The 22,385-nt window shown below is 44.3% G+C and carries 21 protein-coding genes (1 of these 21 cut by a window edge); 12 read left to right on the top strand and 9 right to left on the bottom strand.

Features of this window, described 5'->3' with window-relative positions; all coding sequences use genetic code 11:
* Window positions 1–1,712 carry the 5' portion of a DNA translocase FtsK 4TM domain-containing protein gene (locus PTE_RS22510; RefSeq protein WP_036850970.1) on the bottom strand. 1,549 nt of this gene lie to the left of the window's left edge, so only the first 1,712 of its 3,261 coding nucleotides appear in the window; its start codon is at window positions 1,710–1,712; its stop codon lies beyond the left edge, outside the window.
* 133 nt (window positions 1,713–1,845) lie between these two features.
* Window positions 1,846–2,340 (bottom strand): leucine-responsive transcriptional regulator Lrp, encoded by a 495-nt coding sequence (gene lrp, locus PTE_RS22505; RefSeq protein ID WP_011145896.1) that lies wholly within the window; start codon window positions 2,338–2,340, stop codon window positions 1,846–1,848.
* A 509-nt stretch (window positions 2,341–2,849) separates the two neighbouring features.
* Here lrp and trxB point away from each other — a divergent pair.
* The 5 genes from trxB (at window position 2,850) to infA (ending at window position 8,513) form a co-directional block, all read left to right on the top strand.
* Window positions 2,850–3,809 (top strand): thioredoxin-disulfide reductase, encoded by a 960-nt coding sequence (trxB, locus tag PTE_RS22500; RefSeq protein ID WP_036850968.1) that lies wholly within the window; start codon window positions 2,850–2,852, stop codon window positions 3,807–3,809.
* 105 nt (window positions 3,810–3,914) lie between these two features.
* Complete coding sequence (cydD, locus tag PTE_RS22495; protein WP_036850966.1) at window positions 3,915–5,684, top strand: heme ABC transporter permease/ATP-binding protein CydD; 1,770 nt, start codon at window positions 3,915–3,917, stop codon at window positions 5,682–5,684.
* Window positions 5,685–5,686: 2 nt separating this feature from the next.
* On the top strand, window positions 5,687–7,438 hold the full coding sequence (cydC, locus tag PTE_RS22490) for a heme ABC transporter ATP-binding protein/permease CydC (protein ID WP_036850964.1): 1,752 nt from the start codon (window positions 5,687–5,689) through the stop codon (window positions 7,436–7,438).
* A 6-nt stretch (window positions 7,439–7,444) separates the two neighbouring features.
* Complete coding sequence (aat, locus tag PTE_RS22485) at window positions 7,445–8,137, top strand: leucyl/phenylalanyl-tRNA--protein transferase (protein WP_036850962.1); 693 nt, start codon at window positions 7,445–7,447, stop codon at window positions 8,135–8,137.
* A gap of 157 nt (window positions 8,138–8,294) precedes the next feature.
* The gene (gene infA / locus PTE_RS22480; protein WP_002211347.1) at window positions 8,295–8,513 is read left to right on the top strand and encodes a translation initiation factor IF-1; all 219 of its coding nucleotides are present in this window, start codon (window positions 8,295–8,297) and stop codon (window positions 8,511–8,513) included.
* Between the two features lie 72 nt (window positions 8,514–8,585).
* Here infA and clpA read toward each other — a convergent pair whose 3' ends face one another.
* Window positions 8,586–10,862 (bottom strand): ATP-dependent Clp protease ATP-binding subunit ClpA, encoded by a 2,277-nt coding sequence (gene clpA / locus PTE_RS22475; RefSeq protein WP_036850960.1) that lies wholly within the window; start codon window positions 10,860–10,862, stop codon window positions 8,586–8,588.
* Window positions 10,863–10,893: 31 nt separating this feature from the next.
* Window positions 10,894–11,214: an ATP-dependent Clp protease adapter ClpS gene (clpS, locus tag PTE_RS22470; protein ID WP_036850957.1), complete on the bottom strand. Its 321-nt coding sequence runs from the start codon at window positions 11,212–11,214 to the stop codon at window positions 10,894–10,896.
* A gap of 343 nt (window positions 11,215–11,557) precedes the next feature.
* On the opposite strand from clpS, the gene cspD reads away from it, so the two are divergent.
* Window positions 11,558–11,788, top strand: coding sequence for a cold shock-like protein CspD (cspD, locus tag PTE_RS22465; protein ID WP_036850954.1), 231 nt, complete (start codon window positions 11,558–11,560; stop codon window positions 11,786–11,788).
* A 76-nt stretch (window positions 11,789–11,864) separates the two neighbouring features.
* Here the strand turns inward: cspD and macB are convergent, their stop codons facing one another.
* Together macB and macA are read right to left on the bottom strand one after the other, a co-directional pair.
* Window positions 11,865–13,808, bottom strand: coding sequence for a macrolide ABC transporter ATP-binding protein/permease MacB (gene macB, locus PTE_RS22460; RefSeq protein ID WP_036850951.1), 1,944 nt, complete (start codon window positions 13,806–13,808; stop codon window positions 11,865–11,867).
* Complete coding sequence (gene macA, locus PTE_RS22455; protein ID WP_036850949.1) at window positions 13,808–14,920, bottom strand: macrolide transporter subunit MacA; 1,113 nt, start codon at window positions 14,918–14,920, stop codon at window positions 13,808–13,810. Before macA ends, macB begins: the two co-directional genes overlap by 1 nt.
* 308 nt (window positions 14,921–15,228) lie before the next feature.
* Here macA and PTE_RS22445 point away from each other — a divergent pair, with 308 nt between their 5' ends.
* From PTE_RS22445 to artM, 5 genes are all read left to right on the top strand, one after another.
* Window positions 15,229–16,128: a LysO family transporter gene (locus PTE_RS22445; protein WP_036850944.1), complete on the top strand. Its 900-nt coding sequence runs from the start codon at window positions 15,229–15,231 to the stop codon at window positions 16,126–16,128.
* Window positions 16,129–16,397: 269 nt separating this feature from the next.
* Window positions 16,398–17,126, top strand: coding sequence for an arginine ABC transporter ATP-binding protein ArtP (gene artP / locus PTE_RS22440; RefSeq protein ID WP_036850940.1), 729 nt, complete (start codon window positions 16,398–16,400; stop codon window positions 17,124–17,126).
* Window positions 17,127–17,144: 18 nt separating this feature from the next.
* Window positions 17,145–17,879, top strand: a complete 735-nt coding sequence (gene artJ, locus PTE_RS22435; RefSeq protein ID WP_036850937.1) for an arginine ABC transporter substrate-binding protein — start codon at window positions 17,145–17,147, stop codon at window positions 17,877–17,879.
* Window positions 17,880–17,892: 13 nt separating this feature from the next.
* Complete coding sequence (gene artQ / locus PTE_RS22430; protein ID WP_036850933.1) at window positions 17,893–18,609, top strand: arginine ABC transporter permease ArtQ; 717 nt, start codon at window positions 17,893–17,895, stop codon at window positions 18,607–18,609.
* Window positions 18,609–19,277, top strand: a complete 669-nt coding sequence (gene artM / locus PTE_RS22425; protein WP_036850930.1) for an arginine ABC transporter permease ArtM — start codon at window positions 18,609–18,611, stop codon at window positions 19,275–19,277. The genes artQ and artM overlap by 1 nt, the downstream gene beginning before the upstream one ends.
* Before the next feature lie 48 nt (window positions 19,278–19,325).
* Here the strand turns inward: artM and rlmC are convergent, their stop codons facing one another.
* The 3 genes from rlmC to PTE_RS22410 all read right to left on the bottom strand — a co-directional run bounded on the left by rlmC (window position 19,326) and on the right by PTE_RS22410 (window position 21,420).
* Window positions 19,326–20,459 (bottom strand): 23S rRNA (uracil(747)-C(5))-methyltransferase RlmC, encoded by a 1,134-nt coding sequence (gene rlmC, locus PTE_RS22420; RefSeq protein WP_036850927.1) that lies wholly within the window; start codon window positions 20,457–20,459, stop codon window positions 19,326–19,328.
* Window positions 20,460–20,483: 24 nt separating this feature from the next.
* Window positions 20,484–20,996, bottom strand: coding sequence for a type III secretion system chaperone family protein (locus PTE_RS22415; RefSeq protein ID WP_036850924.1), 513 nt, complete (start codon window positions 20,994–20,996; stop codon window positions 20,484–20,486).
* A gap of 85 nt (window positions 20,997–21,081) precedes the next feature.
* Window positions 21,082–21,420 carry a YbjC family protein gene (locus tag PTE_RS22410; protein ID WP_239002427.1) on the bottom strand — a complete coding sequence of 113 codons (339 nt, stop codon included), beginning with the start codon at window positions 21,418–21,420 and terminating at the stop codon, window positions 21,082–21,084.
* A 157-nt stretch (window positions 21,421–21,577) separates the two neighbouring features.
* On the opposite strand from PTE_RS22410, the gene PTE_RS22405 reads away from it, so the two are divergent.
* Window positions 21,578–21,838 carry a GrxA family glutaredoxin gene (locus PTE_RS22405; RefSeq protein WP_036850921.1) on the top strand — a complete coding sequence of 87 codons (261 nt, stop codon included), beginning with the start codon at window positions 21,578–21,580 and terminating at the stop codon, window positions 21,836–21,838.
* Window positions 21,839–22,385 lie beyond the last annotated feature (547 nt).

Here is a 22,385-nt window from a genome sequence, read left to right as displayed (position 1 = left end):
ACAACATTGTGTACAGACGCTGGTGTAAAAGCAATTTCTGTGGGCTGTTCTGATAAACTTTCCGGCACTGATTGAACAGAAGGCGTAAACAGCGGCTCTGCCGGCTCTTTTGCAACTAAATCGTCAACCGGTGAGAAGTTATTCAAGATCGATAAACTTTCCAGAGTAGAGAGTTCTTTTTCCTGCTGGTAATCCTGCACTTGATAACGCTCACGTTGCCACGACGCAACCGCCTGTTTAACAACCTCTGTCTGAACCGGTTCTTCCACTGGAAGTTGATTTTCCGGTTCCGGTTGATTCTGTACTATCTGAGGCTGAGTTTGGGCCTGCTCTTCGATATCCGCAGTGATACGGTAACGCTCATGCTGCTGTTCAAGAAACTGCTGGCGCAACAGCTCTTCCTGCTGTTTATCAGACTCAGTATCATCACAACTATCTATCTGTTGTCTGGCCTCTTCTTCACGCTGTTGCTGTTCTGCAAGACGCTGTGAAGGAACTTTGATGCCATACAGTTCACGGCGGGTTGGCAAACGGACTGGGTTAGGACGGGGCAGTTCTGGCCCGATCCCCCGTTTCACCTGAGAATTGCCTGTGATAACCGTTGCAGAAGCTGCTGCCGCAATATCTTTTGGCTCTGTTTCAGGCGTGAAAGTGAAGGTATCACTGCTGTTTTGCCCGTTGCCAGCTAACTCAAATATTGGAGCCGTTTCAACAGCAAGTTCAGATTCAGGTTTAAAATTATATTCAGAAGGAATTTCAAACAGGTAACGAACAGGTTTGTCACTGTTTTTTTCATGTTCTTCTGTTAATGACTGAGACCATAAAGTGTCATCAGATATACTGACCTGAATTTCAGGTTCAGCGTCAATATCAGCCATATTAATGGTTGGAATATCAGATTGCTGTTTTCCTTCAGCTTCTGCTTTCACTGATTCTGGTTCATCCAGTTCAGCTTTTGCCAATTCCGCGGCTGAAGGTGCCGTAAACAACACATCATCATGATCAACCGCTGTAAATTCGGGTTCTGTTTTACCATTGGTGGAACTCTCCAGCTCAATAGCCGTTTCATCATATGAAGTATATTCTTGCTCATGACGGCTGCGGTTGGTAATAAATCCTATCGCTCCCAGAATCACTGCCCCGGTTTTTTCAGCAATCGTCAACCATGACCAACCCGTAAATAACGTAAACCCAATTGCCCAAACACACAGTAAGACCAGAGTCGCGCCCAATTCACTAAACCAGGGCAACATGGCACTGCCAAACAGACTGCCAATAATACCGCCAGAAGCAAAGTAATGGAGATCATCAACATTCAGCGCGGCTAATCCACATGAAGTCAGGACAATTGCCAATGCACCAATAACGCGCAAAGCAAGCACAAAAAAATCGACATATTCTCTGTCATCATGTTGTCTGAAAGCAGTCCAGCAACCCAATATCATTAGTGGTGGGATGGCATAAGCCAGTATACCGAATGCAGAAAACAGCGTATCGGCCAACCATGCACCAACACCACCACCCAAATTATGGACCGGTTCATGCCACGCAGTCTGAGACCAGCTGGGATCAGAAGGGTTAAAACTGACAAGTGCGACCATCAGATAAGCCGCTAGGATAACAATGACAAGCAACACAGCTTCCAACAGCCTGCGCCCACTACTCAGTCTCTTCAACCTAATATTTTTATCTTCTGTATATTCCTGGCTCAAGAAAGGCTCTCCAGGTTTCCTGTTGATTTAACGGAACAACGCCGAGATAGCTCAGCGTTGAAACTGTATGCATAAACAGGAGTGTACCTAAGTTCTTCCAGTTTTGCACCTGTACATTTTTTTTGACAAGATTTCAGCGAGTCTTAATGACCAAACGGTTACTCTGCTTCACTTCTTCCATCACAACATATGTGCGAGTGTCATTAACACCTGGCAGACGCAGCAAAGTTTCGCCCAATAACTTACGATACGCTGACATATCTGGTACGCGGGTTTTCAATAAGTAATCGAAATCACCGGAAACCAAATGACATTCCTGAATCTCTTCCAATTTCTGCACAGCAGCATTGAATTGTTCAAAAACATCTGGTGCCCCACGGTTTAGGGTGATTTCAACAAACACCAGCAACGACGCATCCAGGTAATGAGGATTCAACAATGCGGTGTAGCCAGTAATAAACCCTTGACGCTCCAGGCGACGCACACGCTCCAAACAAGGAGTCGGCGACAATCCTACCCGTTTAGACAGTTCTACGTTAGAAATTCGACCATCTTTCTGCAATTCATTGAGGATATTACGATCTATACGATCAAGATCTTTTCCCGGACGTTTTTTATTATCTATCATCTTTTGATCTCTCTTTATTTTCCTACACCCATAACATTTTCCCCTATCTCTCTTGAGTCTGAGCTGGAAAAGATGTCTTTTAAAGTTAGAGCCTCGCTCTATTCAGAGTAAAGCAGCTCACAGGCCATTTTCTTCGTGCTGCACAGAGAAGATTATCCGCATATCGATTTGTCGATTTTTATAGAAACGAATTTAGCGAGGTGGATAATTATCTCTTACAGTGATGTTTTCGCAAATGCACAGCCGATTGTCAAAGTAAATGAACAAAAATCAGAACAACCTGTGGAACAAATTTTCAGTTAATCGTTTCGATAGCTCACCATTGATTAAAAATGAGCAAATGAACACCAAACAGTACTAAAAGAACGCTTTTCTCAGGTTAAAGTCATTGCCAGTTAATATCTATCGGTAAAATCGTTAGTAACATGAGTCTTTTAGCTTTTTTTACCCTCCTATTTCTCCTACAATCGCTCAATATACGATATGCGATAAATGGAAATGAGGTATTCATGAGCACCGCCAAACACCATAAACTCATTATTCTTGGCTCCGGCCCGGCAGGCTATACGGCCGCAGTTTATGCAGCCCGAGCAAATTTAAATCCGGTTCTTATTACCGGAGTTGAAAAAGGCGGTCAGTTGACTACAACCACGGAAGTCGAAAACTGGCCCGGTGATCCTGAAGGTCTGACCGGCCCAGGGTTAATGGAACGTATGCACCAACATGCTGAAAAATTCCAGACCAAAATTATTTTTGATCATATTCAAAAAGTTGACCTGCAAAACCGTCCTTTCCGTCTTTATGGTGATGAACAAGAATATACCTGTGACGCACTGATTATCGCAACAGGCGCTTCTGCACGTTATTTGGGTCTGCCTTCCGAAGATGCATTCAAAGGCCGGGGTATTTCAGCCTGTGCAACCTGTGATGGCTTCTTTTATCGTAACCAGAAAGTTGCCGTTGTCGGCGGCGGTAATACCGCTGTAGAAGAGGCTTTATATCTGGCAAATATTGCAGCAGAAGTTCACCTGATTCATCGCCGTGATACATTCCGTTCAGAAAAAATCCTGATTGGCCGTCTGATGGATAAAGTTAAAAACGGCAATATCATTCTGCACACTAATCGTACTCTGGATGAAGTGCTCGGTGATGAGATGGGGGTTACGGGTGTCCGTCTGCGCGATACCCACAGCGGCACAACAGAAGAATTAGCTATTACTGGTGCATTCATTGCTATCGGCCATACTCCTAACACCGCTATCTTTGCAGGACAATTGGAACTGGAGAATGGTTACATTAAAGTTCAGTCCGGTTTACAAGGTAACGCTACTCAAACCTCAATTCCCGGTGTATTCGCCGCCGGTGATGTAATGGACCACACCTACCGCCAGGCAATTACATCCGCTGGTACAGGTTGTATGGCAGCCCTTGATGCAGAACGTTTTCTGGATGGGCTGGCAGCGAAATAAACTCTTTTTCTTTCAAGACGCTATTTCGGTAGCGTCTTTTCGCATGTAACATATCGGCAGGATGCTGACACTAGTCCAGCCTTTTTGATAATCAGAATTTTTCCTATGGACAAAACAAGACAGTATGAATTGGTTCGCTGGTTGAAGCAGCAAAGTGCTCCGGCCCGGCGCTGGCTCCGCCTGTCCATGCTATTTGGCTTAATCAGTGGTTTGTTGATTATCACTCAAGCCTGGTTACTGGCCTCAATTCTGCAAGCTTTAATCATGGATAACATTCCCCGCGAGTACATCATGGATAAATTCTGGATGCTGACGACAACTTTCGCTCTGCGGGCAATAATCAGTGTTATCCGGGAACGGATCGGTTTTATTTGTGGCAAAATCGTGCGCCAGAAAATCCGCGCGATGGTATTGGATAAGCTTGAACAACTTGGCCCAATATGGGTTAAGGGCAAACCGGCAGGTAGCTGGGCCACGATTATTCTTGAGCAGATAGAGGATATGCAGGATTACTACTCTCGCTATCTGCCACAGATGTATCTCGCCGTAATGATTCCTATTCTTATCCTGATCACCCTATTTCCTGTTAACTGGGCTGCCGCGCTGATTTTGGTCGCGACTGCTCCGCTTATTCCCCTGTTTATGGCACTGGTTGGTTTAGGCGCCGCAGATGCCAACCGGCGAAACTTTGTTGCTTTGGGGCGGTTGAGCGGTAATTTCCTTGATCGTCTGCGCGGGCTGGAAACGTTGCGCCTGTTTTATCGTGGCAAGGCAGAAGTACAACAAGTCAGCGAATCCACTGAGGATTTCCGCCGCAAAACAATGGAAGTTCTGAGAATGGCGTTCCTCTCTTCAGCGGTGCTGGAATTCTTTGCTGCTATTTCTATTGCCGTCGTTGCCGTCTATTTTGGTTTCGCCTATTTAGGTGAGCTTAATTTTGGCAGTTACGGTATGGGCGTGACCCTGTTTGCTGGTTTTCTGGTATTAATCCTCGCCCCGGAATTTTTCCAACCACTGCGTGATCTTGGTACTTATTATCACGCCAAAGCACAGGCGATTGGCGCCGCCGAATCATTGGTGACTTTGCTAAACAGTGAGGGTGAACATGCACCTGCGAGTGGCGATAAGACGCTAAGTAGCCAAAGTTCGCCGACGATAATCGCTAATAATCTGGAAATTCTGGCTCACGATGGCAACCTGCTGGCTGGCCCGCTGAATTTTACTATAGAGAAAAATCAACGGGTCGCATTAGTTGGACAAAGCGGAGCAGGTAAAAGCTCACTCTTGAATTTATTGTTAGGGTTCCTGCCCTATCGTGGCTCAATACAAATCAATGGCACTGAGCTGCGTGAGTTAGATCCACAGAAATGGCGTGATCAACTGAGCTGGGTTGGGCAAAATCCACACCTGCCTGAGCAAACTTTGCTTGATAATCTTCGCCTGAACCAACCGGATGCGAATCAACAACAAATCCATCAGGTTATGGAACAGGCATACGTCACCGAATTTGTTAATGATTTACCTGATGGGCTGAATACCATCATTGGTGATAATGCAGCACGGCTATCGGTTGGTCAGGCCCAGCGTCTCGCTGTTGCCCGCGCCTTATTGAAACCTTGCCAATTATTATTACTGGATGAGCCTGCCGCCAGCCTGGATGCTCATAGCGAACAACGGGTTATGCAAACACTAAATCAGGTATCTCATCATCAGACGACCCTGTTAGTTACCCACCAATTGGAAGAAACGCTGGAATATGATCAGATCTGGGTTATGGAAAAGGGGTTAATCATTGAACAGGGAGATTACCAAACACTGAGCCAATCTCAGGGAGCATTCGCCCGTCTGTTATCTTATCGGAGTGAGGAGCTTTAGTTATGCGGGTATTGCTTCCTTTTCTGGCGCTCTATCGCCGCCATTGGTTTCTTATCAGTTTAGGTATGGTTCTGGTGATTGTTACGTTACTCGCCAGCATAGGCTTACTGACGCTGTCTGGTTGGTTCCTTGCCGGCACCGCGCTGGCAGGTTTTGCCGGACTTAATACATTCAACTATATGCTACCGGCCGCAGGTGTCCGTGGCGCCGCTATTCTTCGTACTGCCGGACGCTATGCTGAACGGCTGGTCAGCCATGATGCAACTTTTCGTGTACTGGCACATTTGCGGGTATTTGCCTTTCAGAAAATTTTGCCACTTTCACCGGGAGGAATTGCCCGTTTTCGCCAGGGTGAATTACTCAACCGGTTAGTTGCTGATGTTGAAACGTTGGACCACCTCTATTTACGGGTAATTTCACCGATATTCGCAGCCGTTGTCGTTATCATCGTCCTCACTTTCGGCCTCGGTTTTCTGGATCTCACATTGGCCTATACCCTTGGCAGTATTATGCTAACTCTGCTGATCCTGCTGCCATTTGTATTTTATCACGCAGGTAAACACATCGGTCGCGATCTGACCATTCTGCGTGGTCAATACCGCACCCAACTCATGGCAATATTGCAGGGGCAAGCCGAATTGATGGTATTCGGTGCTCTTGGCCGCTTCCGGGAATCGATGGCGGATGTTGAATCACGTTGGCTAAAGCGTCAACAACAGCAAACTAATCTGACCGGCTTGTCACAGGCAATTATGATTTTTGCCACCGGTATGACCGTCACATTAATCCTGTGGATAGCCGCTAATGGTGTGGGAGATAATAGTCAGCCAGGCGCTTTGATTGCTCTGTTTGTCTTCTGTTCGCTTGCTGCTTTTGAAACCCTAGGTCCTGTCGCGGTTGCATTCCAACATCTGGGACAAGTCATTACCTCTGCAACCCACGTTTCCCAATTGATGCAACAAGAACCGGAAGTGACTTTCCCGGCATCAGGGCCGGAAAGTTCAGAGCAAGTCAGTATTAACATTAAAAATCTCAGTTTCACTTACCCCGGTCAGCCATTACCTGTCCTGAAAAATATTTCTCTCTGTTTGAAAACAGGAGAACATATCGCTCTGTTAGGAAAAACAGGTTGTGGTAAATCTACGTTGCTACAGTTACTAACCCGCGCCTGGGATGCTGATTCAGGCACTATCTGTCTAAACCAGTATCCTATTACTGTTTATGACGAACTGGCTCTACGCAGTATGATATCGGTTGTTCCACAACGTGTTCATGTATTCAGCCATACGTTGCGTGAAAATTTATTATTGGCAAAACCAAACGCCGCCGATAATGAGCTGAAAACTGTACTGAAACAGGTAGGTTTAAGCAATCTGCTGGAAACGGATGAGGGGCTTAACTGCTGGATGGGCGAAGGTGGACGTCAGTTATCCGGCGGTGAACAGCGCCGTCTGGGCATTGCCAGAGCGTTACTGCATTCAGCGCCACTCATGTTACTAGATGAACCAACGGAAGGGCTTGATGCGGATACTGAACAACAAATTCTCTCCTTACTACGCCAACGTTGCCAGCATAAGACATTGATTATTGTTACCCACCGTCTGTACGGTCTTGACCATATGGACCGTATTTATGTCATGGATGAAGGCACCATTATTGAACAAGGCCAGCATAATGAGTTACTGGCTCGACAAAGCCGCTATTATCAGTTTTATCAGCGGCAATATCAGATTCGTCCTGAATCGGAGCTGTAATACACCATGCCAATAATTCAACTGGATGATGATCCATATGACTTCCCTCACCCAGCAGAGGCATTAATGGAGCCGAACGGCCTGCTGGCAGTGGGCGGAGATTTATCCCCTGAGCGGTTAAGCGCAGCTTATCATCAAGGAATTTTCCCCTGGTTTTTACCAAGTGAAATACCGCTTTGGTGGTCACCTGATCCACGTGCGATAATCATGCCAGGTGAATTGCATACTGGCCGGACATTACGCCGGTTTCTGCGCAATCATCCATACCGCATTACGGTGAATCACGCTTTTGAACAGGTGATTCATTACTGCGCTCAACGGCAAGAAGGAACCTGGATAGGCAGGGATATCCAACAAGGTTATCAGGAGTTACACCAGACAGGAAAGGCGCATTCGGTAGAGGTCTGGTATGGTGAACATATTGTCGGCGGCCTGTATGGCGTCAGCGTTGGCACTTTATTTTGCGGTGAATCTATGTTCAGCCGAATGGAGAATGCATCCAAATGCGCTTTCGTTGCTTTCTATCACCATTTTCTGCGATACGGTGGTGAACTGCTTGATTGCCAGGTGCTAAATCATCACACTGCTTCACTGGGAGCAAAGGAAATATCCAGGAAAGAGTTTATTCAGTATCTTTATCAATTCAGAAACCGGTCATTAAAACCTGGCTGCTGGTTACAACAAGTACTGGAATTATAATCAACATTTTACCAACCAATGTTGATTATGGCGGGAATGCAACCATGAGTTATTTGCAAATATAGTGGTTTAAAAGACAACATTCCTTTACATAATGAGGGTTTTTCGGCATTATCTTGCCGGTTAAAAACGATGGTTATTAAACTTAGAGGATTAGATGGCCAAAGAAGACAATATTGAAATGCAAGGTACCGTGCTGGACACGCTGCCAAATACTATGTTCCGCGTTGAATTAGAAAACGGGCACGTAGTCACTGCTCACATCTCCGGTAAAATGCGTAAAAATTACATCCGCATCCTGACAGGCGACAAGGTTACAGTTGAGCTGACCCCATATGACCTGAGCAAAGGCCGTATCGTCTTCCGTAGCCGCTGATTCATTACCGTTTTCAGGTATTACACCACAGGTAATAGCAACTTTGTATTCACCTGTGGTGTGACCCTATAGTCAGTGTACTACACCTTCCGGTTTCTGCTTATAAGCATTGCTGAAATCGTAAGTCAGTACCCGTTTTATCTTATCCAAATCAATGCTAACCGAGCCACCGTGAACTAATGAGCCAAACAACAGTTCATTGGCCAGCGGTTTTTTCAGGCTATCCTGAATAACCCGCGCCATTGGGCGGGCACCCATCGCTTTGTCATAGCCTTTATCACATAACCATTGACGGGCATCCGCACTGACCTCCAGTGAAACGCCTTTTTCATCCAATTGTGCTTGCAGTGCGACAATGAACTTATCGACTACCTGTTGAATAACTTCAATAGAAAGCGCATTAAACCAGATGATACCATCAAGGCGGTTACGGAATTCCGGTGTAAACACCTTCTTAATCTCTTCCATCGCATCAGAGCTGTTATCCTGCTGCTTAAATCCAATGGATGTGCGCTGAGTTTCACGTACGCCAGCATTCGTTGTCATAACGACAATAACGTTACGGAAATCCGCTTTACGGCCGTTGTTATCGGTCAGAGTACCGTTATCCATGACTTGCAATAACAGGTTAAAGACATCTGGATGTGCTTTTTCAATCTCATCAAGCAGCAACACTGAATGAGGATGTTTAATCACCGCATCCGTGAGCAATCCCCCCTGATCAAAACCAACATATCCCGGTGGCGCACCAATCAAGCGACTAACGGTGTGGCGCTCCATATATTCCGACATATCAAAGCGCAATAACTTGATATTCAGTGCCCTGGCAAGCTGTATAGTGACTTCTGTTTTACCCACCCCTGTCGGGCCGGCAAGCAGGAAAGAACCCACTGGTTTATTATCCTGCCCTAATCCCGCACGACTCATCTTGATTGCTTCGGTTAATGCTGCAATCGCTGTATCCTGACCAAATACCAACATCTTCAGCCGATCATCCAACGTCTTCAATACATCCTTATCACTGGCCGAAACTGTTTTTTCAGGAATACGTGCAATACGCGCAACAATAAATTCAATATCCGACACATTGATCGTTTTCTTACGCCGGCTGATCGGCACCAAACGAGTGCGCGCCCCCGCTTCATCAATAACATCAATGGCCTTGTCTGGTAAGTGACGATCGGTAATATATTTCACTGATAAATCAACCGCAGCGCGGATAGCTTTCGTGGTATAGCGTACATCATGGTGTGCCTCATATTTTGGCCGCAACCCTTTAATAATCTGTACCGTCTCTTCTGGTGAAGGCTCAACAATATCAATCTTCTGAAAACGACGAGCCAGCGCCCGGTCTTTTTCAAAAATATTACTGAACTCATGATATGTCGTAGAACCAATCACCCTGATACGCCCACTGGATAACAGAGGTTTGATCAGATTAGCCGCATCGACCTGCCCCCCTGACGCCGCACCAGCACCGATAATGGTATGGATCTCATCGATGAATAGAATACTTTTTCTATCCTGCTCAAGGTTTTTTAACAAGGCTTTGAAGCGTTTCTCAAAATCACCGCGATATTTAGTTCCTGCCAGCAATGAACCAATATCCAGTGAATAAATCGTACAGTTAGCCATCACTTCCGGTACGTCTTTTTGTACAATCCGCCATGCCAACCCTTCTGCAATAGCTGTTTTACCTACCCCCGATTCCCCTACCAATAGTGGGTTATTTTTCCGGCGACGGCACAGTACCTGAATCGTTCTTTCCAGCTCATCCTGGCGGCCAATCAATGGATCAATCTGCCCTCTTTGAGCAAGTTGATTAAGATTAGTTGTAAAATTCTCCAACCGATCTTCACCAACAGGCTGTTCTTCCGCAGATTGAGCACCTATCCCCTGATGATCCGATTCACTGTCTTCTTTCTGCGTTCCATGAGAAATAAAATTAACCACATCCAAACGACTAACATCATGTTTACGCAGCAAATAAGCAGCCTGAGACTCCTGTTCGCTGAAGATAGCCACCAACACATTAGCACCGGAAACTTCTGAACGCCCAGAGGACTGAACATGAAATACCGCGCGCTGAAGAACTCGTTGGAAGCTCAAAGTTGGCTGAGTCTCCCGTTCATCATTCTCAGGCAGCAACGGTGTTGTTTGTAAAATAAAATTCTCTAGCTCCTTACGCAATTGAGCCAGATCGACCTTGCACGCTTCCAATGCTTCACGCGCTGATGAATTGCTTAACAATGCCAGCAATAGGTGCTCCACGGTCATAAACTCGTGTCTGTTATCCCGCGCTTTAGCAAAGGCAATATTAAGACTAAGTTCAAGCTCTTGATTGAGCATAGGCACCTCCCCCTAAAATCAGTATACTTGGTCAGATTTTTTCCAGCGTACAAAGTAATGGATGCCCGTGCTCCCTGGCATACATGTTTACCTGAGCCGCTTTAGTTTCTGCCACCTCTGCGGTATAAACCCCACAAATAGCTTTACCCTGATAATGGACATCCAACATTAATTGCGTTGCCCGTTCAACATCATAAGAAAAGAACTTTCGTAATACGTCAACTACAAACTCCATCGGAGTGTAATCATCATTGTTAAGAATGACCTGATACATTGATGGCGGTTGCAATTTTTGCTGTTGCTCATCCTTAACCAATTCTTTACTTTTCAAACTATTATGATACTCGCTCATTGTTTTTCCAACAGGATTAATCGCTAATACCAGCCACTGCCAGCAAATAAATTACGTTCCCATTTATCTTATCATTATCTGGGCAACTCCGTTTACCACAGGTTATTCCCCTATAAAACCCCGGTATAAAAGTGAATGAACGAAACTCATATCGTTATCTATATCAAACTTTAGTCATTCAAAACAACCAGACATTTGTTCTGTGCTTGACGAGAATTTGATTTTCACTACAGTATGTTTTGTGAACAAACATAGATAATGTAACTGGTTACATGTAATTGTTTACGAATGTTATATTAACGACTCATCTCAACCGACATGATTAAACGAGGGATGTAAAAGTATGGAGACAGGTACTGTTAAGTGGTTCAATAATACTAAGGGCTTTGGGTTTATTTGTCCGGCAAGCGGCGGAGAAGATATATTTGTTCATTACTCAACCATTCAGATGGATGGTTACCGGACGCTGAAAGCAGGCCAGAAGGTGCATTTCAGCGTTCATCAAGGCCCAAAGGGAAATCATGCCAGCATTATTGTTCCTCTTGAAAACAATCCCAAAGGCCAGATAACCTGACCTATGGGTAATAACCAGGTGTTACCTTTACACACCGCAGGCAATTTTGCCTGCGGTGTGACATGACTTCCACTTTCTATTCTCTCGCCAAAGCGTCTATCGGATCAAGACGGGCAGCATTACGGGCCGGTAAAAATCCAAATATCACACCAATTGCGGTAGAACAGGCGAAAGCACTAAGTAAAGCCACTGGCTGGAAAACAAAACTCCAGCCAGGCAGTGCCAGTTGAGCAATAAATGCAATCGTATAAGACAGTGCTATTCCCAAAACACCGCCTACCAGACAAACCAAAATAGCTTCTATCAGAAACTGCTGCATAACATCGCTGGTTCTGGCCCCTACGGCCATACGGATGCCAATCTCTCTCGTGCGTTCAGTCACCGAAACCAACATAATATTCATGACCCCGATACCACCAACGATCAGTGAGATTACCGCCACCATTGTCAAAAACAGCTGTAAAGTACGGGTCGTTTTTTCCACCGTTTTTATCAGCATATCCGTGTTATAGGTGAAAATATCCTTTTTCCCGTGGCGTAAAGTCAGCAATCGAACAATCTTCTGTTCTACTTCCTTAGAGCTGTGACCATCCTTGATTCTGACAACAATTGAATCCAGATAATTCCGGTTGAGCAGGCGACTGGTCATCGTGCTATAAGGTAACCAGACATGTAATGAACTATCACTGCCTAATGCCGATTTTCTTTCAGCTATCACCCCGACAATAGTGGCAGGCATATTACCCATTAGAATGACTTCACCAATCACATTTTTTTGATGAGGAAATAATTTACGCTGGGTATTTTTATCAATAACCACAACTTGCCCCTGACGGCGTACCATATCCGATGTAAAACTCATTCCCTGAGCAAAGTACAAAGCATAAACCTGAAAATATTCATCACCAATGCCGGAGACTCTCGCAGCAACATCAATGTTTCCTTTACGAAGGCGCGTCCCTCCCTCAATATCCGGTGAAACCGCCAGAATATAGGGTTGTGCTCTAATAGCGTCTACATCCGCGATTTTCAGCGCTTGCTTACTGACCGGATCGTCGCTGCCAAAATCTGCTCCCGGATAAATACTAATGGTATTTGTTGCAATCTCTTTAATATCGGATAACACCAATGCCTTGGCGGCATCGCCAATAACCAAAATAGTCACTACAGACGCGATACCAATAATAATCCCTAACATCGTCAACAAAGTCCGCATCTTGTTGACGACCATCGCCCGCCATGCCATCAATAAAGCTTCATTAAATCGGCCAAAAATCTGACGTATTGATGATATTTTTGATGTTATCAGTGGGGCTTCCGTCACGGTTTTACTCAGTTGCGAGCCAGAGTCATTCATAATGTGACCGTCTTTGATCTCAATAATCCGCTGTGCCTGCGCCGCGATTTTTGGATCATGCGTGACAATAATAACGGTATGCCCCTGTTCACACAGTTGTTTGAGGATAGCCATCACCTCTTCACCAGAATGGCTATCCAGCGCCCCTGTTGGCTCATCAGCCAAAATAACCTGTCCACCATTCATCAACGCCCTGGCGATACTGACCCTCTGCTGCTGTCCACCAGAGAGCTGCCCTGGCCGATAGTTGACTCTCTCGTCAAGCCCCAGACGACCAAGCAACGCTATTGCTCTCTGTCTGCGTACAGTTTTAGCCGCCCCAGCGTAAATCGCAGGAATTTCTACATTCTGTTCAGCAGTCAAATGGGTCAGCAAATGATAACGCTGAAAAATAAACCCAAAATGCTCCCGTCTCAGTGCCGCCAGTTCATCATTATTCAGTTCAGCAACATTCTGCCCCGCGACCCGGTATTCACCACGACTGGGTTTATCAAGACAGCCAAGGATATTCATCAGTGTCGATTTACCAGACCCGGAAGCACCGATAATCGCAACCATCTCACCGGAGTGAATAGACAAGGTGACATCATCAAGTACTTTTATCTGTTGCTCGCCAGCGGAATAGCTGCGTTCTATGCCTCTCAGCTCAAGTAACGCATTCATTACTCATCCCCTGTTTCACCACGACCGGTAATCACCTGCTCATGTTCTTTCAAACCGGACAAAATCTGTACATTCACATCATTACGCACACCAATAACCACTTCCTGTTTCTCTTCTTTCCCCCCCTTCAGGATATCCACCTCATAGCGGGTTGGGGTAATCTGTTTACCCAGAGCAGAAAGCGGGAGCATTAACACGCCACGATGGGAATCGAGCTGGACTTTTACTTGAGCCGTCATTTGTAAACGCAAAAGTTGCTTAGGGTTAGGCACCTCAAAACGGGCATAAAAGAAAATTGCATCATTAATCTTTTCTGGCGTCGGCAAGATATCTTTCAACACACCAGTGAAATTTTTATCAGGTGCGCCTAATACGGTAAAAGAAGCTTTCTGACCGGGTTTCAGGTCAATCACATCCGCCTCTGAAACTTCTGCTTTTACCAGCATCGTGCCAAGATCAGCCAATGTCAGAATAGTCGGGGCTTCCTGTGCCGCAATGACCGTTTGCCCCTGAAGTGTTTTAATATTGACAACAATGCCATCCATCGGTGCGGTAATACGGGTATATTGTAAATTAGCCCGGGCAGTATCAAGGCTGGCCTGATTTTTACTGATTTGCGCCAACAAAGTTTCTACCCTCGCTCTTTTCACTTCAACATCCGTTTTAACCTGATCCAATTCCTGGTGAGAAACTGCCTGCACTTTTGCCAGATTATTCTGACGTTGTAATGTAAGCTGCGCCAGTTTCAATTGTGCTCTGGCCTCCATCAGATTAGCGCTTAATTCTTTAATTGTCGCTTCAACTTCTTTTACTTGGTTTTGAGCAGGCTTAGGATCGATTAATGCCAATAATTGGCCTTTTGTCACCTTATCACCCACTTCAACATACAAGTTTTGCAATTGACCACTAACCTGCGCCCCTACATCTACTTTTCTGACAGCATCCAGCTTCCCTGTGGCCAGGACATTTTTCTCCAAATCGCCTTTAATAACAGATACAGTCTGATATTTAACCGTTTCTGGCCCATGCAGAAAATACCCCAGAAGCAATACGATAACTGCCACAATAGCTAACAACCCCACCCATCGACGTTTCGAACGAATAAAATTCATTTAAATATCACCATCTTAAACATTGGATAAAAGGAATGATAAAAAACAATGTTTCCTGTAATGCCACGAATAACCAGAAATTTCCACTCAATCCCAGAAAGATGTAGTCCCCATTCGATTTTTATACCCACTGAAAGTTCACCCACCTTAAGAATAAAAAATTCTTTGAGCAACAACATACCTCACCCTATCCTGGCTATTCTCTTAATGTAAAAAAATTGTTATCTTTATTTTCGTGGCCTTTAAGGCTAATTTTTATACGAAATTTGGATAAATAAAGACGTTAACCGTTTTAAAGGATGTTAATTATGTATTCTGGGCTGCTGATCATTCTTTTGCCGTTAACTCTGGGTTATCTTATCCGTTTGAATAATCAAACAGGGTTAAATGCTGTTCATCGTCTCCTTAATGCGATGGTCTATGTCATTCTGTTTTTAATGGGAATAAGTTTAGCTTTACTGGAAGATTTAAGCCGTAACCTCTTCTCTATTTTTCAATATGCCACTGTATTTTTCTTATGTATTTTCGCAGCCAATATGCTGGCATTATTCCTGCTGGAAAAACGCGATCCTTGGATTACTAACTCGCATAAACAGGAAAAACCCCCTTCCCGTTTACATATGATTTTTGAATCACTGAAATTATGTGGTGTCCTGATTTTAGGTTTCCTACTTGGGCTTACTGGCTGGTCATGGTTACATTTCGCCAGTCTTGCCAGTGAAATTGCTCTGGTTGTTTTGCTGTTATTGGTAGGCATTCAATTACGTAACGGCGGTATGAACCTGAAACAGATATTACTAAACCGCCGGGGTACAACTATTGCGCTTGTTGTTGCGGTCAGTGCGCTCGCCGGCGGTGTGGTTGCAGCGCTTATTCTTGGGCTGCCAGTGAAAACTGGTTTAGCGTTGGCTTCCGGCTACGGCTGGTATTCTCTCTCTGGTATCTTACTTTCCGATGCTTACGGCCCCGTCATCGGCAGTGCCGCGTTCTTTAATGATCTGGCGCGTGAACTTGCAGCAATTATGCTTATTCCGGTTCTGGTCAATCGGTATCGTTCAAGCGCAATAGGGTTAAGCGGTGCGACTTCTATGGATTTCACTCTGCCGATATTACAACGATGTGGTGGAGTCAGTATTGTTCCGGCAGCTATTGTTCACGGTTTTTTGTTGAGCTTACTGGCCCCTTTACTGATCGCATTCTTTACTTAATCAGAATTTCAGCCACAATGATACTTGATATTATCGATGATAATCTGAACGCTTAATTGCTAATAAGTAAGCAATAACTATTCATCTCCCGCTGTATGGAAACAGAATAAGTAAGCTTTTGTTAACGAATTGTACAAAGCGCGGGTAGAACAGATTAATCAGACATGTAATTGAAATATCAATTAATAATATTCTATGCGTAAGATATTGCATAATTATGCCAACGGGTTTAGCATCGGGATAAACCACTGACTATTCAGAATTAAAGCATGAGTATTCAATTAAAAAGCATTGATTGCTATTACAGCGCACATCAGGCACTGTTTGATATTAATCTTAAGTGTTCTTCAGGGGAAACGATGGTTTTGCTAGGGCCAAGTGGCGCAGGTAAAAGCACGTTGTTGCGGGTATTAAACCTACTGGAAATACCGCGATCCGGCCAATTGACTGTTGCTAATCATCAATTCGATTTTTCACAAACACCAGGAATAAAGGAGATTCGTTCTCTACGCCAGAATGTCGGTATGGTTTTTCAGCAATATAATTTGTGGCCTCACCTCACTGTTATGGATAACCTGATCGAGGCACCTTGTCGTGTGCTCGGTTTATCCAAACAACAGGCTCAGGAAAAGGCGGATAAGCTACTTTCCCGTTTGCGCCTGGAAGATTTTGCTGGTCGCTTTCCACAACATTTATCCGGTGGGCAACAGCAGCGGGTCGCTATTGCACGGGCATTGATGATGGAACCACAGGTTTTATTATTTGATGAACCAACGGCAGCACTGGACCCGGAAATCACCGCCCAAGTGGTGAATATTATCCATGAATTATCCGCAACAGGTATTACACAGATTATCGTTACCCATGAAGTGGAAATCGCCCGTAAGGCCGCTAGCCATGTCGTCTATATGGAAAACGGCCGCATTATAGAACAAGGTGATATCAGCCATTTTACCCAACCACAAACCAAAGCCTTTGCTAATTATCTGTCACACTAACTATTATAGGATATAGCGATGAAAAAATTACTCCTTGCCGCCCTCCTGGGGACCGTTACTTTATCTGCAACCGCCACGGGAAAAGAAACCCTTCGTTTTGCCACGGAAGCCACTTATCCTCCTTTTGAATTCATTGATGCAAATAATAAAATTCAGGGTTTTGATATCGATCTGGCCAATGCTATCTGTGAGCAAATTAATGCGACATGTACTTTCACTAACCAATCATTTGACAGCCTGATCCCAAGCCTGAAATTCCGTCGCTTCGACGCTTTAGTGGCAGGTATGGATATCACCCCTGAACGCCAGAAACAGGTTGATTTTACTGACACTTATTACGATAACTCAGCGATATTTATCACAGTTAAAGACAAGGTTTCCAGCATCGCTGAACTGAAAGGCAAACAAGTGGGTATCCAGAATGGTACAACTCACCAAAAGTACCTGATGGAACAACGAAAAGAGATTAAAACCGTTCCCTATGACAGCTATCAGAATGCCATTCTGGATCTGAAAAATGGCCGTCTGGAAGCTGTCTTCGGTGACACCGCCGTTGTCAACGAGTGGCTGAAAAAAAATGAAAACCTAAGTACTGTGGGTAATAAAGTCACTGACAAAAATTACTTTGGTATCGGTTTAGGGATTGCAGTGCGTAAAGGCAACAAAGAGCTACAGGATAAACTGAACAAAGCACTGGCTGAAATCAAACGAGATGGCACTTATGACATCATCTATAAAAAATGGTTTGAATAATAACTGAATCTCAATGAATGAATTTCAATCTCTAGCAAGTGCCGCCGGCATCACCGTCGGCCTTGCCGTTTCTGCGTTAGTTCTAGGTCTGATTTTAGCCATGCTATTTGCTGCCTGGGAATCCGCGCGATGGAAACCTTTTGCCATGCTCGGCACCTGCTGGGTCACCCTTTTCCGGGGATTGCCCGAAATTTTAGTAGTGCTGTTCGTCTACTTCGGCGCATCACAACTTCTGATGACACTGGCGGACGGCTTTGATGTTTATCTTATCTTCTGGCATCCCAGAATTCAGATAGATATTCAGGATTTTTATGTCAGCCCATTCCTTTGTGGTGTCATTGCGCTTTCCCTGCTCTACTCTGCCTATGCATCCCAGACACTTCGGGGCGCGATAAAAGCCATTCCTGCCGGCCAATGGGAAGCGGGTCAGGCATTAGGTCTCGGCCGCACTGAAATATTTTTCCGCCTGATAATGCCTCAGATGTGGCGACATGCTCTGCCAGGGCTCGGTAACCAATGGCTGGTTTTACTGAAAGACACCGCATTGGTATCGCTTATCAGTGTTAATGATCTGATGCTGCAAACCAAAAGTATTGCGACACGAACTCAGGAGCCCTTTACCTGGTATATGATCGTGGCGCTTATCTATCTGATTATCACCCTGATCAGTCAGTTTATTCTGAAGAAAATTGAGATGCATACCACACGCTTTGATCGGAGTGCTTCCTGATGCTTGAGTATATTCAACAAATTCTGTCAGGGCTGCAAACCAGTCTGAGCCTGACCGTTGCGGCTCTTTTTACCGCTTTCATAATGTCCGTGCTGTTCACTATGGTTCTGACCATCAAATTACCGGTACTGACACAGCTGGTAAAAACCTACATTACTCTGTTTACTGGTACGCCTTTACTGGTGCAGTTCTTTCTGGTTTATTACGGGCCTGGACAATTTCCATCCCTAAAAGAATATCCGTGGCTTTGGCATTTACTGTCTGAACCCTGGCTGTGTGCAATGGTAACACTGGCGCTCAACAGTGCAGCCTATTCTACGCTGCTATTCTACGGCGCAGTAAAAGCCATTCCCGTAGGTCAGTGGCAATCCTGTCAGGCGCTGGGAATGTCTAAAGCGCAATCCATGCGGATCCTGCTGCCATATGCCTTCAAACGGGCGTTGTCTTCCTATTCCAACGAAGTTGTGTTGATTTTCAAGAGTACTTCTCTTGCAAGTACGATAACTTTGCTGGAGGTAATGGGATACAGTCAGCTTCTGTTTGGCCGTAATTATGATGTGATGGTTTTTGTTGCCGCAGGTATGATTTATCTGTGTGTTAACGGTATCCTGACTTTGCTGATGCGGATGATTGAACGCCGCGCGCTGGCTTTTGAGCATCGTAATTAAAAGGGATAGGCGTTCCTACCGGAATCCCATCCCAGGCACGTCTATCATTCAGTTTTGATTTAACACCAATAACGTCAACACTTCGTAATGCTCAGTATGAGGGAACATATCAAACAACTGCGTTTTTTCCACACGGTAGTTGACCAACTCACTGATATCTTTCACCATTGTCTGAGCATTGCAGCTTGAATAAAGAATATAATCCGGTGCCATTCTACTGAGATAATCACACAGCTCTTTACCAATTCCCCGACGAGGTGGATTGACCAGAACCAATTGAGGAATGTGATCTTTTGCTACAGCAAAGTGCGTTGAATCCAAAGCCTGGAACTCAATGTTTTCCAAACCCAATGTTTTGGCCGAATCAGCGGCACAATCAATCGCTTCAGAGCTGATTTCAATTCCAGTTAAACGGGTATTTTTACCCGCACAATGAAGGCCAAAACCACCAACGCCACAGAACAGATCCCACATACTGCTGATTTTCAGTTCACGAACCCAACGCCCTGCCGTCGCATACAACTCAGAAGCAATTTCCGGGTTAGTCTGGAAAAAACTGCGTGGCCGAATATAAAGAGGAACGCCATTAAATTCTTCTTTTAGTGCTTTTTGCTCAGTAAACAGGATCTCCTTTTCACCTTCCAGGATCGCCATATGGATTGGCTGAATATTGGCAGAGATAACCTTAAGCTGTGGCAATTGCTCCCACAACCGGGGCAAAGCACGTTCCAGTTGAGCAATTTTCGTTTCAGAACGCAGTACAAAACGCAGCATCATTTCACCGCTATGACGGCTTTCCGTCAGTAACAGGTATTTCAGCTCACCCCGTTTACGGGCAACGTTATATGGCGTCAATCCAGCACAAGCAATGAAAGATTTAACGACATCAAATACAGGCTGAAAATGCGCTGGATAGAGAGGACAGTTACACAGATCAACAGCAATCCCATCGCGATGCAACATGCCCAGCAATGGACGCTCTACACTGCCACTGACGACCATTTTAGCTTTATTACGAAAGGCGTTTTGTTGACTGGCAATCGGAGGCAACCATTGATTCACGATGGTTTGGCAAAATAACTGTTTTAAATTCTGCTGCTTATCTTCTAACTGCTGAAAATAGGGTTTTTCGAGCCACTGACAGGAGTGACAATGCCCAGCGGAATACTGCGTACATTGCATTGTTGAATGACCGTGTTGGAAATATTAGTGCAAAGTAAAAGTCGGTGTTTTAACGGAAGTCTGTGACTCTTCTTCCTCTTCAATCTCACCCTCGATTTCGATATCACTGTTAATATACAACAAATTATTACTGTGAATTTCAAAAATCACACTCGCAACCTGTTCTTCGCTCTGCTGCAAAAAATGAGAAAATTGGGAAAAAGTCAGCCCGGCTGAAACAAGGAAAGATTGACATACCACTAACTTCGGTAAGTTTTCATCCTGAATATCAAGAAAAGCCTTAATCGTCAGCGAACTCGAGTTAATCTGACTTAGATTAGCCATCAGAGGAATAATTGCTGTTGGCTTCACCTCAGCCAAAGCAGAGAACAAAATTACATTGTCCAACAGATCAATTTTAGCATCGAATAAACCATCAATATTCTGCATATGAGGTAGATGCAATGCCAGGCATGAATCGCACTCAAAGTAGGAAATTTTGAGCTGATCCAACCACTCACGCAATACTGATAAGTCAGGAATGACAAGTGAACCCATCTAACAACCCCATACAACGGAAAATGAAAAAGCGCTATAGCTTACGAAATAATTCTTTATCGCGCTATCACCAATAGCTGATAAATTATTTTTCTTTACCGTTATCGCTCCCCTTTGTCTTATTTTTGCTCTCTTTTTTATCATCGATTCCCAAAAAAGAGAGGCAATATACTGCACGCCAGATAATGTTGACCGCAGCAGGAACCAAACAACCAATACCAACGAAAATCATAACAATATGCGCTACTGGCGTCATTAGTAGATCCGTTAAGATGACAATATCATTAACAGTCAAATATGCCAGTATCAGCCACCCGATGCCGATAATTTCCAGCAAGATAACCTGTTTTGGCATATCTACCAATGAACTCATACGGTCCTTATGACTCTTCATTGCACCCTCACTGACGACATTGTATTGCATTATACTACCGAAAGCCCGCAGCCAAAATTGGTATGATTAATTAAAACAAAAGGCAATTCCTGCTTTTTTTTGCTCATCTATACAGGCATAGTAGCGATAAATGAACATGAGCAATACAGCAAACAACACTATTTTAAGATAACCAAAAGGAGTTTATATGTTTACTGTGATTTTCGGCCGTCCTGGCTGCCCATACTGTGTCCACGCAAAAGAGCTGGCTGAACGACTGAAAGAACAACGTGATGACTTTGACTTCCGTTATGTTGATATTCACGCAGAAGGCATCACTAAAGCGGATCTGGAAAAAACAGTCGGCAAACCCGTAGAAACTGTTCCACAGATTTTTGTTGATGAAAAACATATCGGTGGTTGCACAGATTTCGAAGCGTATGTAAAAGAACACCAACTGTTGCAATAATCAAACTTCACGCTTTACTTTGTTGCTGTAAAAATAACGCGGGATTATTAATAACCATTGACCAGGTTGACTTGTGCAAAAAATGTCATTTTCATCAAATCGAAAAAAAATTTGTCTTTTTTTCTTAATCACGAAGAACTTTTCTGCCAAATCGTAGTCTGACTTAATGCCACTGCTTTTCTTTGATATCCCCATATTGAGGAACCCGATAGTTCATCCATTTTGGTTCAAGACTATCGGGTTTTTTTATTGCCTGAAAAATATGACCTTCATCAACACATCACCATTCTACTGATGCTCAAGCTATCAGGCATGAGTACTATCACAGGGCCAAACCAGAGTATAATCTTATATATATCAATAAATTGATGATTTTTTATCATTATTACCACCTGATATTTTCTTGATGGAAATATAAACCAAAAATAAATAACACACATAATCAAGACAATTATTCTTTACTCACAAGCCAAGCAATTTTACTCTCTTGCGTCCAGCTGTCGTGATGTACATAAATAAATGACCATATGTGAGGCCCGATTTGTTA

Source organism: Photorhabdus khanii NC19, from assembly GCF_000517265.1.
Taxonomy (GTDB): domain Bacteria; phylum Pseudomonadota; class Gammaproteobacteria; order Enterobacterales; family Enterobacteriaceae; genus Photorhabdus; species Photorhabdus khanii.
The sequence above is the reverse complement of the archived record's forward strand: the minus strand, read 5'-3'. Positions and strand labels throughout refer to the sequence as shown.

Coding starts and splice junctions, on each gene's coding strand:
- lrp (WP_011145896.1), bottom strand. CDS start 2,340: ATGATAGATAATAAAAAACGTCCGGGAAAAGATCTTGATCGTATAGAT.
- trxB (WP_036850968.1), top strand. CDS start 2,850: ATGAGCACCGCCAAACACCATAAACTCATTATTCTTGGCTCCGGCCCG.
- cydD (WP_036850966.1), top strand. CDS start 3,915: ATGGACAAAACAAGACAGTATGAATTGGTTCGCTGGTTGAAGCAGCAA.
- cydC (WP_036850964.1), top strand. CDS start 5,687: ATGCGGGTATTGCTTCCTTTTCTGGCGCTCTATCGCCGCCATTGGTTT.
- aat (WP_036850962.1), top strand. CDS start 7,445: ATGCCAATAATTCAACTGGATGATGATCCATATGACTTCCCTCACCCA.
- infA (WP_002211347.1), top strand. CDS start 8,295: ATGGCCAAAGAAGACAATATTGAAATGCAAGGTACCGTGCTGGACACG.
- clpA (WP_036850960.1), bottom strand. CDS start 10,862: ATGCTCAATCAAGAGCTTGAACTTAGTCTTAATATTGCCTTTGCTAAA.
- clpS (WP_036850957.1), bottom strand. CDS start 11,214: ATGAGCGAGTATCATAATAGTTTGAAAAGTAAAGAATTGGTTAAGGAT.
- cspD (WP_036850954.1), top strand. CDS start 11,558: ATGGAGACAGGTACTGTTAAGTGGTTCAATAATACTAAGGGCTTTGGG.
- macB (WP_036850951.1), bottom strand. CDS start 13,808: ATGAATGCGTTACTTGAGCTGAGAGGCATAGAACGCAGCTATTCCGCT.
- macA (WP_036850949.1), bottom strand. CDS start 14,920: ATGAATTTTATTCGTTCGAAACGTCGATGGGTGGGGTTGTTAGCTATT.
- PTE_RS22445 (WP_036850944.1), top strand. CDS start 15,229: ATGTATTCTGGGCTGCTGATCATTCTTTTGCCGTTAACTCTGGGTTAT.
- artP (WP_036850940.1), top strand. CDS start 16,398: ATGAGTATTCAATTAAAAAGCATTGATTGCTATTACAGCGCACATCAG.
- artJ (WP_036850937.1), top strand. CDS start 17,145: ATGAAAAAATTACTCCTTGCCGCCCTCCTGGGGACCGTTACTTTATCT.
- artQ (WP_036850933.1), top strand. CDS start 17,893: ATGAATGAATTTCAATCTCTAGCAAGTGCCGCCGGCATCACCGTCGGC.
- artM (WP_036850930.1), top strand. CDS start 18,609: ATGCTTGAGTATATTCAACAAATTCTGTCAGGGCTGCAAACCAGTCTG.
- rlmC (WP_036850927.1), bottom strand. CDS start 20,459: ATGCAATGTACGCAGTATTCCGCTGGGCATTGTCACTCCTGTCAGTGG.
- PTE_RS22415 (WP_036850924.1), bottom strand. CDS start 20,996: ATGGGTTCACTTGTCATTCCTGACTTATCAGTATTGCGTGAGTGGTTG.
- PTE_RS22410 (WP_239002427.1), bottom strand. CDS start 21,420: ATGCAATACAATGTCGTCAGTGAGGGTGCAATGAAGAGTCATAAGGAC.
- PTE_RS22405 (WP_036850921.1), top strand. CDS start 21,578: ATGTTTACTGTGATTTTCGGCCGTCCTGGCTGCCCATACTGTGTCCAC.